This window comes from Burkholderia sp. Ed8 (assembly GCF_040761425.1).
Taxonomy (GTDB): Bacteria; Pseudomonadota; Gammaproteobacteria; order Burkholderiales; family Burkholderiaceae; genus Burkholderia; species Burkholderia seminalis.
Genome location: NZ_CP142886.1, coordinates 1,630,051 through 1,643,158 on the forward strand (window position 1 = coordinate 1,630,051; position 13,108 = coordinate 1,643,158).

Consider the following 13,108-nt stretch of genomic DNA (forward strand, 5'->3'; position numbering starts at 1 on the left):
GAAGGCGCGCGCATTAATGAAAGGACGCTGTGAGATTTAAAACGGAAGCGGCGGCCGGAAAAAATCGCGCACCGGAATGCCCGATTTTTTGCGTCGCCCGTATCGTTTCCTGCCGGGATATTTAAAAGCCCCATGCCGCCCTCATTATTTCCTGTCCGGCAGCCCTGGCTAGCTGCCGCGTCCCAGTTTAAAACCGGGTTTATGGTATTCCACGTGCCCGAGATCCATCATTTTCCATCGGCCGCCCCAGGTCAGGCCGACTTGCTCGGCGACCTGGCCGTACAACTCGTAGCCGCGCATCGCCCAGGGATCTTTCTCGGAAATGACCAGCTTGCCGTCGCGCAGGAATGCGTTGTCGGCCGCCAGCCCGAATTGGTGATAACTCTGGAAGGCCGCCGCGTTGGTCACGTTGCTGCCCATCTGTGCCAGCCGGTTCTGCCGTTCCGGGCTTCGGTACCCTTCCAGCAGTGCCATCTCATAACCGTGCTGTTCGTGCATGATCTTGTAGACCAGCAGCAGACGCGTACGGAAATCCGGGTCCAGCAGGTTCCAGTCGCGGCTCGCATCCTTGAGTGCCGGGCGTATCTGCTCGACTTCCTTGGTGGCGAAGACTTCCGGCGGCAGCGGCGGCGGCGGTACGAGCTGCTCGCCCTGCAGCAGCGCGGCGATCTTCTCGTCGGGCACGCGCGCCGTGTCGTCATACTGGAACAATTGCCGGCCGCGTAAAGCAATGGCGACCAATGGCGGCGTCGCAAGAATACCTGCCGATACCATAATCATCAAGCGCCGTCGAACCAGTAAATTTTGCACATCGTTTAATGCGCCGCGCGTAACGCTTGCCGATTTAACAATCTGACTCCGCGTGCGCGCGGCGCGATCGTTCGCACGGCGCGTAAGACGGCCGTGAAACTGGGCGACGGATTCGAAAACGGTCGCGCGGATACCCGGTAAAAGCAACAGTGCCGCAACCGCAACGGCAAGGGCGAAATAGGCGACGAGTGCGACGGCAATCAAGGAAATCCCCGGAAATTGGAATTGATTGTGTTTTGCAATGCTTGCTCTTAGAATCAGGCTGCTTCGAGAGGCCGGGCTATATTATCGCGGTGAATTAAACCAGGATTCAATGAGACGCTGAATGAGTGCGCCGGAAAATTCAAATTCGAAAACTCCGCCCAGCCTGCTGTCCGATACTAAACCGGCAGGCGAGGGAGGACCTCAGCAGTCGCGCATTCTCGCGAATCTGGAAGGACGTGTCACGCCGCCCGCCGAACCGCCGCGCCGTTCGCTGAAGGCGCCGATCGCCGCCGTCGTCGCACTGGTGGTTGCCGTCGGCGGCTGGGGTGCGTGGCGCATGCAGCAGCACTCGGGCGAACCGGTCGCCGCCGTGACGGCCGCCGCCGAGCCCGCGGCCGCCGCGCCGGCCAAGGCCGTACCGGCCAGCAACGCCGTCGCGCAAGTCGCGCAGAATGGCGCATCCGCCGCGTCCGCCGTGCAACCGGCCACGATCGTCAACGACGATTCGGCATCCCAGGCCGTTGCCTCTGCATCGTCCGCGTCCGCCGCCGACGGCAGCCGCCTGTCGCGCGCACTGGCCAATGGCGCCGACGACGCATCGGGCGCAGCCACGGCCGGCGCGGCTGCAGCCGCCACGGCCGCAGCAGCCGCGACGACGAAGACCGCGAAGGCCGACGCCACGAAGAGCACGAAGGTCGCGGCGCACGGCAAGGCCGACACCAAGGCCGATGCCCGCAAGCATCGCAAGGAACAGGAGGCGGAGCTCGCGCAGGCGAAGAAGCGCCGCGACGCGGCCGCGACCCGTACCGCGAAGGCGGCCGGGAAGGACGATCCGGATGCCGACCTGCTCGCGGCGCTCGTCGCGCGCACGAAGCCGGCCGACAAGAAGCTCGCCGCGCAGAAGGGCCAGGCCGTGCCGACCAAGACGGCCGCGACGTCCGGCTCGCTCGCGTCGCGCGTGAAGGAATGTTCGGAGCGCGGCTTCTTCGAAGATCAGCTGTGCCGCTGGCGTGTGTGTGACGGCCACTGGGGCAAGGACCCCGCGTGCCCGAGCGCCGCACAGTCGGAGACGCGGCAGTAGCGCGCGTTGCGCCTGCCGCCGCGCTTGGTCCGCGCCGCCCGTTGGGCGGCGCGTTGCTTTTGGGGGTGAGGAAGCTGCCGGTATGATGCGGCCTGATGCTGTCACGAGCGCGTCACGCCCGTCGGGCATACGTCTCCATTCCTTTCCCGGCGCGGGCCCGCGACCCGCGATGTGCGGCGCGTCGCGCGCCGCACGACCTTCGACACGATGGACCTGATCGTACAGACTTACGGCGCCGATACGTCCGGCATGGTGTGCGGCTTCCGCTTCGTGCCCGGCGGCGCCGGCGCGACGCTCGACGCCGACGCGGCCGCCGCGTGGCTGCGCACGTGCCGCGAACACGGCACAGGCGCGTCGGGCGATTTCGTCTGGCTGCATTTCAATCTCGCGCATGGCGCGAGCGAGCGCTGGATGCGCACGCATCTCGGGCTGCCCGACAGTTTCTTCGAATTTCTCCACGAGGGGTCGCGTTCGACGCGCATCGAGCAGGAAGACGGCGCGCTGCGCGCGATCGTCAACGACGTGATGTTCAACCTCGAGCTGACGCCGTCGGAGATCGCGACGCTGTTCGTCCACGTCGAGCAGCGCATCATGGTGACGGCGCGGCTCAAGCCGCTGCGCTCGGTCGACACGCTGCGCGCGTGCGTGCGCGATGGCGAGCGGTTCAGGTCGCCCGCGGAACTGCTCGTGCACCTGCTGCGCGACCAGGCCGACCTGCTGATCCAGATCATGCGGCGCACGAGCGTCGACGTCGACCGCATCGAGGATCGCTTCCTGTCGCAGCGGCTCACGTCGAGCCGTATCGAGCTCGGCGCGATGCGCCGCACGCTGACGCGCCTGCAGCGCATGCTCGCGCCGGAACCCGGGTCGATCTTCCGGCTGCTCGCGAAGCCGCCCGCGTGGCTGCACCTGGAAGACGTGCAGGAGCTGCGCGAATCGACCGAAGAGTTCTCGCTCGTGCTCGCCGACCTGGCGGGGCTCAACGAGCGGATCAAGCTGCTGCAGGAAGAGATCGGCTCGCGTCTCGACGAGCAGAACAACCGGACGCTGTTCACGCTGACGCTCGTGACCGTGATCGCATTGCCGATCAACATCGTCGCCGGCTTCTTCGGGATGAACGTCGGCGGCGTGCCGTTCTCGGAAAACAAGCACGGCTTCTGGCTGATGGTGCTGCTCGTCGCGGGCTTCACCGCGCTCGCCGCCTGGTGGGCATTCCGGCGTCGCGACGACCGCTAGCGACGCATCGGCGCCGCGGCGCGGTCGCGCGTGCGTCGGGCGGACGAAAAAAGGGCCTCGCATGCGAGGCCCGTCAAAGGTCGGAGAAGCCGGTACGCCGTCCGGCGCCGCAGGCTGCGCGGCGCCGGACGGCTGCGCACCGTTACTGCGTCACTACCTTGCGCGGCTTGAAGATGCCCTGGTATTGCAGTGCCGGGCGTTCCTTCGTCGTCAGCTCCACGCCGCCGAAGGTCGGCGTCTGGCGCAGCTTCATCGCGGCCGGCGAAGCGACCGAGCCGATCGACGTCGAGCGCGAAGCCGGCGCGAGATTGTTCGCGACGAGCAGCGCGGCTTCGCTCTTCAGGTTCGCCAGCAGTACCGGATCGGTCGAGCCGTTGACCTGCGTGAGCAGCCCGCTCCAGGCCGCGTCGCTGTAGTTCACGACGTAGTAGTCGAGACCGCTCGGGTCGGCGACCACGCCCGTGCAGCCGTCGATCCGCGTCTGCGTCTGCGTGTCCTTCAGCGCGAGCGTCGTGCGTTTCGCGAGACCCTGGCCGTACGCGAGCGTGATCGGCACCGTCCACTGCAGGCCCGGATACGCGTTCTTGTTCGGGAACGGCTGCTGTTTCAGCGTGACGATGGTCTGGTTCTTCGTCAGGTCGCACTGCGTGTCGAGCGAGATCAGCGGCACGCCGGTCTGACGCACGTAGCTGTCGCCGATCGGGCCGACCGCCTGGCCGCTTTCCTTCGACAGCGCATCCCACAGGCGCTTCGGCGTACCGTTGCCGAACGAGTAGTCGACCAGGTACTGCTGCAGACCCTTGCGCAGTGTCTGCTCGCCGAGATAGTTCTCGAGCGTCTTCAGCACGTGACCGCCCTTGTCGTACGTGAACGCGCTGGCGCTCAGCACGAAGTCGTTCGACGCCCAGCCGTTGAAGTTCGGCGCGACCGGGAATGCGTTCGGGCCGATGTCACGATTGATCACGCGGTACTTGTTCTTCACCTGGTCGAGCCAGCTGAACTCGTCGGGGAAGAACTGGATCGTGGTCTTCGTCTCGAAGAACGTCGCGAACGATTCGTTGAGCCACACGTTGTCCCACCAGTCGGTCGTGACGAGATCGCCGAACCACTGGTGCGCGACTTCGTGCGTCAGCACCTCGTTGCCGTAGTGCGACATCGGCTGGCCCGGCTGCGGCAGGATGTCGTCGGCGAACTCGAGGATCGACCCCCAGTTCTCCATCCCGCCGAAGTTCAGGTCCTTCTGGTCCTTGAACGCGTCGTTCGCGGCCACCGTGTCGAACTTCGTGAGCGGCAGCGCGATGCCCGTGTAGCGGTAGTAGAAGTCGAGCGCCTGCTTGGTGCGGTCCATCGCCGGCTTCGCCCACTCGCTCATGCCCGGCGGCGTGAACACGCGCAGGTGCAGGCCGCCCTTGCCGCCCGGCAGCGGGCTCGTGAAATCGTCCTCGTAGGTGTCGAACATGCCGCCGCCGAAGAACAGCAGGTACGACGGCATCGGCGGGGTCTTCTCGAACTGCACGAGCTTGTAGCCGCCGCCGACGTTGGTCGACGGCTTTTCGGCCGCGTTCGACACGACGCGCCAGCTCGACGGCACTTCGGCCGTCACTTCATAGGTCGGGCGGAAGGCCGGCTCGTCCCAGCCCGGGAACCACTGGCGAGCCAGGTTGGTTTCGCCCTGCGTCAGGATCGCGCCGCTCGTCTTGCCGTCGGTGCCCTTCAGGTCGACCCGGAACACGCCTTCCGCGGCCGAGCAGCCCGGATACGGATCGTCGCCGCAGCTGCCGCCCGTCTTCGTGCCCGGATCGTCGTACGACTTGAAGTTGATGATGCCCGACCACTCCATGTGCAGCGAATAGGTGCCCGGCGAGATCGTGCCGCTCACGGGCCGCAACTGATAGAAGTCACCCTTGTCCTGCGGCGTCGCAATCAGCTGGATATTGCCCGGCTGCAGCGTGATGCGGCCGTTCGTGAACTTGATCCGGTGGCCGGCGATCACGATGTTGTTGACCGGCTTCAGCACCTTGATTTCGACGTCGGCGCGGCCGTCGAACGCGTTCAGCGCGTCGTTCGGGCGGAACCACAGCCGGTAGTTCACGGGCACCACGGTGTCCGGCAATTCGACAGGCGATACGCTCTTGTCGACGTTCGATGCGCTCGGCGGCGCGGTGACGGCGGGCGACGAGCCTGAATGCGGCGCGCCGGCGGAGCTGAGCGCGGAAGCGGAGCCCGCACCGCCGTCGTCGCCGCCGCACCCGGCGAGTGCCAGTGCGGCGACGAGCGGCAGATAACGCATCTTGCGAATATGGATCGACATGACTGAAACCTCGATTGTTGAAGGAATCGTTCAGTGCTGCGAAAACGCCGGCAAAAGCCATCCCCTCGCCGTTAATCAACGGCGAAAAAATGGCAATGACGGATTATTCGAAAAGACGGTAGCCGACTACGTGAAGGTAATCATGGTTTACTGCCCCCTCTGGATTTCCGGATATTGGTTAACTTGCCAGTTCAAAATGGCCGGACGCGTGTTGTACTGAATTGATTTCGCGCGCACGACACCGGGCCGCGCGCCCGGCGGGGCGCGCAATCCCTTTGAACCGACGACCTACGGGGCTGGCCGGGCCAGGCCGCAGGACGGAAGGAAGGCGGGTTGCCATTCCGTAAATGCGCCGTCATGCGGCTTCAAGGTTTGTCGGCTTGCTCCAAGGATGCGTAAATATACTTGATGGTTTTGGGTAAAGGAAACGAAAAATTTAGAAAGAGCATCTATTGAATTCTCCGCGCTTCATTGAATGCTGGAAGTCATTAATTCGCTTTCCGTTTAGCTGATGATTTCGTAGTTTTAATCTATTAACGATCTTGGGCTGCCGCGAAAACTACGAAATCCGGCGTGGAGCGGCACGCTCGGTACAATGCATCGACGACCCGCTCACCGATCGCCGCGAGGAGGCCCTTCCATGCCACGTACCCTGTTCCGTTTCGCGCCGCTGCGCGCCGTGCCGATGCTGTTCGCCGCCGTGCTGCTGCTGCTCGGCGGTTGCGCGGGGCTGACGCGCGACCCCGTGCGCGTGTCGGTCGCGGGGCTCGACCCGCTCGTCGGGCAGGGGCTCGAGATGCGCTTCAACCTGAAGCTGCGCGTGCAGAACCCGAACGATGCGCCGATCGAGTACGACGGCATCTCGGTGTCGCTCGACCTGAACGGCACGCCGTTCGCGAGCGGCGTCAGCGATCGCGCGGGCACCGTGCCGCGTTTCGGCGAAGCGGTGCTCGACGTGCCGGTGTCCGTGTCCGCCTTCGCCGCCGCGCGGCAGGCGTGGAACCTGCCCGGCGCGGCCGCGAACGGCGAACTGCCGTATGCGCTGCGCGGCCGGCTCGCCGGCGGCGTGATCGGCACCGTGCGCTTCAACGACGCGGGCACGCTGCGCATGCCGGTCATGCCGGGGTGGGGCGGGTAGGCCATGCGGTTTCCGGTAACGTCGCTCAAATGTCAACGAAAATTGACGATTTTACGGTCTTCAATGCTTATCGTCGCGTGAGGTCGATTTTTGCGGGCGTTGCCCCTACACTTGCCGATGTCCGAGGGCCGGACATTCATTTCAGGAGCAAACTCATGGCGGCAAAATTCGAGATTAAGAAAGCCACGAACGGTCAGTACTACTTCCACCTGAAGTCGGCGAACGGCGAGATCATTCTCGCGAGCGAGCGGTACGAAGAGAAAGGCAGCGCGAAAAACGGGATCGCATCCGTGCGGGAAAATGCGCCGCTGGACGAGCGCTATGAGCGCAAGCTCGCCCACAACGGCGAGCCGATGTTCAATCTGAAGGCGGCCAACCATCAGGTCATCGGCACGAGCGAAACGTACAAGAGCGTGCAGGGCCGCGAGAACGGCATCGCGGCCGTCAAGCGCGATGCGCCCGGCGCGGAAGCCATCGATCTCGCCTGACGGTCGATCGCGCCGCGACGCATGCTTTCGGGCGGGTGTCGCGGCGCCCGTTTTGCCGGTCCGGGCAAAGCGCGGTATGGTGTGGTCCGCGCGGTGAATTCCCGCCGCCATCGATGCCAACCGTAACCGAGTTCGCGTGACCGATTTCCCCGTTTTCCACTGGACCGACGCCGACGGCGCCGATCATGCCGTGCGCTGGCGCTCCGAAGCCGGCGTGCCGCCGCCCAAGCGTGCGGTGCCCGCCGACGATCGTCTTGCCGCCGACGCGGCTTACCGCCTTGCTTGCGAGGGCACCGCGCTCGTCTGGCAGGGTGATTTCCAGAATGCGCGCCAGCTCGTGCAGGCGATGGCGCGCCGTGTCGAGCGCAAGCCGAAGAAGGCGAAAGCCGCGGCCGGCGTCGACGCATTCAACCTGCATCGTCTCGCGCAGTCGCAGCGTGCGCGCACGCTCGGGATGCTGCTGATCCCGCTCGACGCCGACTACACGATCCCGCTGCGCCGTGCGCCCGACGTGCGTGCCGCCTGCGAGGAGGCGTATGGCCCCGGCGGCGCGCCGTCGGTCGTGTCGCTGCGCGAACTGCTCGGTCTCGTCGGCGCGCATGAGTGGCGCAAGAAGGGCGTACCGATTCCGGCGCTCGGCGGCGCGCCGATCCACCCGCACTATGGCGTGTTCTCGCCGGTGCGCGGCGAATACGTCGACCTCGTCGCGCGCGCGCCGCTGCCGGCGACATCGCTCGCGTTCGACATCGGCACCGGCACCGGCGTGCTGGCGGCCGTGCTTGCGTCGCGCGGCGTCGAGCGCGTCGTCGCGACCGACCAGGATCCGCGTGCGCTGGCGTGCGCACGCGAGAACGTCGCGCGGCTCGGCCATGCGAGCCAGGTCGACGTCGTCGAAGCCGACCTGTTTCCGCCCGGCCGCGCGCCGCTCGTCGTCTGCAACCCGCCGTGGGTGCCGGCCCGGCCGAGCGCGCCGATCGAATACGCGGTCTACGACCCCGACAGCCGCATGTTGCGCGGCTTCCTCGCGGGGCTCGCCGCGCATCTCGAGCCGGGCGGCGAGGGCTGGCTGATCCTGTCCGATTTCGCCGAGCATCTCGGCCTGCGGCCGCACGAAACGCTGCTGCAATGGATCGACGAAGCCGGCCTCGTCGTGCTCGGCCGCGACGACATCCGCCCCGCCCACCCGAAGTCGACGGACGCCGACGATCCGCTGCACGCGGCACGCCGCGCCGAAGTCACGTCGCTGTGGCGGCTCGGCGCACGAGCCTGACCGCGCATTTTCGGTAAACTGTCGCCATTCCTCACGAATTCCCGCCGCCGGGCCGTGGTCGACCGACCGTGGCCCAGCGCCGCATCACGATGTCGAACAAGACCCACGAAATCCGTCCGGAGCAGTCCGTCGAGCTGCTGAAGGAACTGCACATCCTCACCCGCGACGGGAAGCTGAACCAGGACAGCCGCCGCAAGCTGAAGCAGGTCTACCACCTGTTCCAGTTCATCGAGCCGCTGCTCGCCGGCGTGCAGGCCGACCAAGGCAACGTGACGCTCGTCGATCACGGTGCCGGCAAGTCGTATCTCGGCTTCATCCTGTACGACCTGTTCTTCAAGCAGCAGCCGGGGCACGGTACGCCGGCGTTCGCGTCGCACGTGTACGGGATCGAGACGCGCGAGGAGCTCGTCACGCGCTCGACCGAGCTGGCCGCGCGGCTCGGGTTCGGCGGCATGTCGTTCCTGAACCTGTCGGTCGCCGACTCGATCACGTCGCCGCGGCTGCCCGAAACCGTCGACGTCGTCACGGCGCTGCATGCATGCGACACGGCGACCGACGACGCGATCCGCTTCGCGCTCGCGAAGCGCGCGCAGCACATCGTGCTGGTGCCGTGCTGCCAGGCGGAAGTCGCGGGCGTGCTGCGCAAGAACAAGGGCAAGTCGCTCGCGAACGCGCTGACCGAGGTGTGGCGGCATCCGCTGCATACGCGCGAATTCGGCAGCCAGATCACCAACGTGCTGCGCTGCCTGCAACTCGAGGCGCACGGCTACCAGGTCAGCGTGACCGAACTGGTCGGCTGGGAGCATTCGATGAAGAACGAGCTGATCATCGCGCAGTACAAGAACCTGCCGCGCCGGCGGCCCGGCGAGCGGTTGAACGAGATCCTCGGGATGTTCGGCCTTGCTGAACTGAACGAGCGCTTCTTCGTGGCGCAGGCCGCGCGAGCAGGCGGCGAGGCCGCCGAGCCGGCCGAAGGCTGACGCACGGCCCGCGCGGCGCGTCAGACGTCGTCGCCCGGCCTGCGCATCCATTCGCGCCAGCCGTCATGGCCGAGGCGGCGCAGCGTTTCCTGATTCTTTTCGTAGATCGCGGACGCGTCGGGAAACGCGTCGACCGCGCGTGCGATGCTGTCCTCGCGCAGCAGATGCAGGATCGGGTACGGCGCGCGGTTCGTGTAGTTCTCGATGTCGTCGGGCGCGGTGCCTTCGAATCGGTATTGCGGGTGGAAGCTCGCGATCTGCAGCACGCCGTCGAGCCGCAACTGCTGCACCAGCCGTTCGGCAAAGAACAGTGCGTCGTTGTAATCGACGAAATCGGCAAACGCATGCGGGAAGATCAGCAGCGTCGTATCGACCTGCCGCGGGTCCGCCGCATCGAGCGCGCGCAACTCGGTCTCGAGTTCGGCGAGCGCATCTTCCAGCGTCGTCGCGTCGCTGATCGCGTAGCGCACCTGTTCCTTCACGTAGACGCTTTTCGCGAACGGGCACAGATTGAGCCCGATCACCGCGCGCGCGAGCCAGTGCCGGGTGGCGGCGAGGATGTCGTCGTGCGATTCGGGGCGGGTGTCGGTCATCGTGAAAACCAGTCGGGCGGAAGAACGGCGAGGGCCGCATTGTAGCGGGCGCGCCGCGCGCCGGCGCATGCGCCGCGTCAAGCGCAGGCGGCTTCGATCAACTGCGTGACGAGCGCGGGCGCGGTGCCGATCGGCGTTTCGCCGTGCCGGTACGTCTGGCTCGCCGCATAGATGCCTTCGACCACCAGCGCAAGCGCGTCGGCCAGCGCCTTCGGCTGCCGCGCGCCGGCGCCTTCGCATAGCGAGACGAGCCGTTTCATCAACTGTTCCTTGTTTTGCGCGACGCGCTCGCGCGCCGGGTGCGACGCATCCGGGAATTCGGCGGCCACGTTGACGAACGGGCAGCCGCGATAGTCCTTCTGCGTCGCGCGCTCGGCAAGATCGACGAAATACTGGATCAACTGCGCCTTCGGCTGCCCCGGGTGCTTCGCGGCGCTCGTGTCGAGCCGCTCGAAGAAGCATGCGTCCATCCGTTCGAGATACGCGAGGATCAGCTCGTCCTTCGACGAGAACTGGCGGTACAGGCTCATCTTGTTGACGCCCGCGCGCTCCACGACCGCCTCGACGCCCACCGTTCGCACGCCTTCCCTGTAAAACAGCTCCTCGGCGGCACGCAGCAGGTGCTCCTGTGCGGTGGCGCCGTCGATCGGCCGGCGCGTACGCCGCGCCGGCGGTTTGTCGATCTCGATGCCCGACATGATGACCCTCGACTACGTGATGAATTGCTTGACATGTTACCGACTGGTAACTACGATCGCAACACACTTGTGACCGGTCGGTAACAATCGCGCCGGATCGACAGACGAATGCCAAGCGTCGGCCCGGGTCAGCCGACGTTGCAATGCGCGGCGGAGGTGGCCTGATCGGGGCGGAGCAGGTGCGATGGCGCCGGAGCCGCCAACTGGAGAACGCGAAGATGAACTGGGCAGTGACACGAATCAGCGGGCGCTTCCACTACGGATGGCTCGCGGCGGCGGTGGTATTCCTGATCCTGCTGGCGGCAGCCGGCACGCGTGCGACGCCGAGCGTGCTGATGGTGCCGCTCGAGCGCGAGCTCGGCTGGAGCCGGGCGGCGATTTCGCTGGCGATCTCGGTGAACATCGCGCTGTACGGCCTGACGGGCCCGTTCGCGGCCGCCGCGATGCAGCGCTTCGGGCTGCGCCCGACGATCCTCACCGCGCTGGTGACGATGAGCGCGGGCGTCGCGCTGTCGTCGATGATGACGCAGAGCTGGCAGATGGTGGTGATCTGGGGGCTGATGGTCGGCTGCTCGACGGGCGTCGTCGCGCTGACGCTGTCCGCGACCTTCGTCACGCGCTGGTTCCATGCACGCCGCGGCCTCGTGATGGGGATCCTGACCGCGAGCACGGCCACCGGCCAGCTCGTGTTCCTGCCGATGCTCGCGGCGATCGCGCAGCGCCACGGCTGGCGGCCGGTCGTGCTGGTCGTCGCGGTGGCGGCGGCGATCGTGATTCCGCTGGTGGCGTTCCTGTTGCCCGAGCGGCCGGCCGACGTGAAGCTGCGCCCGTACGGCGAGCCGGCCGACGCGCCGCCCGCGCCCGACGCGACGAAGGAGAACCCGCTCGCGGTCGCGTTCCGCACGCTGCTGATGGCGAGTCGTTCGCGCGACTTCTGGCTGCTGTTCTTCAGCTTCTTCATCTGCGGCGCGAGCACCAACGGCTACGTCGGCACGCACCTGATCGCGATGTGCAGCGACTACGGGATGACCGAAGTGCAGGGCGCATCGCTGCTTGCGGCGATGGGGGTGTTCGACCTGTTCGGCACGACGCTGTCGGGCTGGCTGTCCGACCGTTACGACAACCGCGTGCTGCTGTTCTGGTACTACGGGCTGCGCGGGCTGTCGCTGATCTATCTGCCGCATGCGTTCGGGATCGATTTCTTCGGGCTGCCGCTGTTCGCGATGTTCTACGGGCTCGACTGGATCGCGACCGTGCCGCCGACCGTGCGGCTCGCGACCGATGTGTTCGGCAAGGCCGCGGCGCCGGTCGTGTTCGGCTGGATCGTCGCCGGCCACCAGCTCGGCGCGGCGTTCGCGGCGCTCGGGGCCGGGCTGCTGCGCGCGAGCCTCGGTACCTACACGGTCGCTTCGATGATCTCGGGCGGGCTGTGCATCGCCGGCGCGCTGATCGTGCTGCGGATCAACCGCGGCCCGTCGCGCGCGGCCGCGCAGGCAGCCTGATCGCGGTGAACGCGGCCGGCCGCGCAGCCTGCGGCCGGCCAATGCACGCACGGAGATTTGCATAGCGCGGCGGGAGCGGGCGCGCCGCCGCTCAAGCGGGTATGCTTGCGGTTCGCCGGGCGTTCGCGCCCCTTCATCGATGTCAGCGAGGAACCGCATGTCCGTCAAACCTGCTCCCACCACTGTTTCGATTCACGATCTGATCGCAGGCCGCTGGAGCCCGCGTGCCTATTCGGACGAGCCCGTCAGCGCCGGTGATCTGCACGCCGTGCTCGAAGCGGCGCGCTGGGCGCCGTCCGCGTACAACGCCCAGCCGTGGCGTTTCATCGTATTCGATCGCGCGCATGACGAAGACGCATTCAAGCGCGCGTTCGCGACGCTGGTGCCGTTCAACCAGGGCTGGAATGCGCCGGCGCCCGTGCTGATTGCGGTGACCGCGCACACGTTGACGCCGAAGGGCGAGCCGGCACCGACCGCGTCGTACGACGCGGGCGCCGCCGCGATGTCGCTGGTGCTGCAGGCGCATGCGCTCGGCCTCGCGGCCCACCAGATGAGCGGTTTCGATACGAAGGCGTTTCGCGACGCGTTCGCGATTCCGGCCGACGTCGCGATCCTGTCGATCATCTCGCTCGGCCACTACGGCAACGTCGACAAGCTCGATCCGGTGCTGCGCGATCGCGAAAAGGCGCCGCGTACGCGCCATGCGATCGGCGAAGTCGTCTATGCGGGCGCGTGGAAGAAGGGCTTCGACGCGGCAGCCTGACCCCGCAGGCGGCGGGCTGCGTCCTGCATCCCGC

At 66.6% G+C, this 13,108-nt stretch carries 13 protein-coding genes; 9 read left to right on the forward strand and 4 right to left on the reverse strand.

The genetic code is table 11. The annotated features are described in order from the left end of the window. Positions 1-168 precede the first annotated feature (168 nt). Entirely contained in the window at positions 169-1,014 is an 846-nt protein-coding gene (locus VXM69_RS21525; protein WP_034187513.1) for a M15 family metallopeptidase, read from the reverse strand. Between the two features lie 121 nt (positions 1,015-1,135). Here VXM69_RS21525 and VXM69_RS21530 point away from each other — a divergent pair, with 121 nt between their 5' ends. After that, positions 1,136-2,095 carry a phage tail protein gene (locus tag VXM69_RS21530; RefSeq protein ID WP_367190148.1) on the forward strand — a complete coding sequence of 320 codons (960 nt, stop codon included), beginning with the start codon at positions 1,136-1,138 and terminating at the stop codon, positions 2,093-2,095. 207 nt (positions 2,096-2,302) lie between these two features. Continuing rightward, complete coding sequence (locus VXM69_RS21535; protein ID WP_059557543.1) at positions 2,303-3,331, forward strand: transporter; 1,029 nt, start codon at positions 2,303-2,305, stop codon at positions 3,329-3,331. Positions 3,332-3,473: 142 nt separating this feature from the next. Here VXM69_RS21535 and VXM69_RS21540 read toward each other — a convergent pair whose 3' ends face one another. Continuing rightward, positions 3,474-5,642 (reverse strand): M1 family metallopeptidase, encoded by a 2,169-nt coding sequence (locus VXM69_RS21540; RefSeq protein WP_034187511.1) that lies wholly within the window; start codon positions 5,640-5,642, stop codon positions 3,474-3,476. On the opposite strand from VXM69_RS21540, the gene VXM69_RS21545 reads away from it, so the two are divergent. The 5 genes from VXM69_RS21545 to VXM69_RS21565 all read left to right on the forward strand — a co-directional run bounded on the left by VXM69_RS21545 (position 5,641) and on the right by VXM69_RS21565 (position 9,518). Then, positions 5,641-5,862 (forward strand): hypothetical protein, encoded by a 222-nt coding sequence (locus tag VXM69_RS21545; protein ID WP_176730067.1) that lies wholly within the window; start codon positions 5,641-5,643, stop codon positions 5,860-5,862. The genes VXM69_RS21540 and VXM69_RS21545 overlap by 2 nt on opposite strands. 420 nt (positions 5,863-6,282) lie before the next feature. After that, on the forward strand, positions 6,283-6,780 hold the full coding sequence (locus tag VXM69_RS21550) for an LEA type 2 family protein (RefSeq protein ID WP_034187510.1): 498 nt from the start codon (positions 6,283-6,285) through the stop codon (positions 6,778-6,780). A 155-nt stretch (positions 6,781-6,935) separates the two neighbouring features. After that, positions 6,936-7,268, forward strand: coding sequence for a YegP family protein (locus tag VXM69_RS21555; RefSeq protein WP_034187509.1), 333 nt, complete (start codon positions 6,936-6,938; stop codon positions 7,266-7,268). A gap of 136 nt (positions 7,269-7,404) precedes the next feature. Next, on the forward strand, positions 7,405-8,538 hold the full coding sequence (locus tag VXM69_RS21560; protein WP_367190149.1) for a methyltransferase: 1,134 nt from the start codon (positions 7,405-7,407) through the stop codon (positions 8,536-8,538). A gap of 89 nt (positions 8,539-8,627) precedes the next feature. After that, on the forward strand, positions 8,628-9,518 hold the full coding sequence (locus tag VXM69_RS21565) for an SAM-dependent methyltransferase (protein WP_034187534.1): 891 nt from the start codon (positions 8,628-8,630) through the stop codon (positions 9,516-9,518). Positions 9,519-9,538: 20 nt separating this feature from the next. Here VXM69_RS21565 and VXM69_RS21570 read toward each other — a convergent pair whose 3' ends face one another. Both VXM69_RS21570 and VXM69_RS21575 read right to left on the reverse strand, forming a co-directional pair. Further along, positions 9,539-10,111: a DUF1415 domain-containing protein gene (locus VXM69_RS21570; protein WP_034187507.1), complete on the reverse strand. Its 573-nt coding sequence runs from the start codon at positions 10,109-10,111 to the stop codon at positions 9,539-9,541. A gap of 77 nt (positions 10,112-10,188) precedes the next feature. Beyond that, positions 10,189-10,809 carry a TetR/AcrR family transcriptional regulator gene (locus VXM69_RS21575; protein WP_034187506.1) on the reverse strand — a complete coding sequence of 207 codons (621 nt, stop codon included), beginning with the start codon at positions 10,807-10,809 and terminating at the stop codon, positions 10,189-10,191. Between the two features lie 218 nt (positions 10,810-11,027). Between VXM69_RS21575 and VXM69_RS21580 the strand changes: the two genes are divergently transcribed. After that, complete coding sequence (locus tag VXM69_RS21580) at positions 11,028-12,311, forward strand: MFS transporter (RefSeq protein ID WP_034187533.1); 1,284 nt, start codon at positions 11,028-11,030, stop codon at positions 12,309-12,311. Positions 12,312-12,468: 157 nt separating this feature from the next. Further along, a complete protein-coding gene (locus VXM69_RS21585; RefSeq protein WP_034187505.1) occupies positions 12,469-13,074 on the forward strand; it encodes a nitroreductase family protein in 606 nt (201 codons plus the stop codon). Positions 13,075-13,108 lie beyond the last annotated feature (34 nt).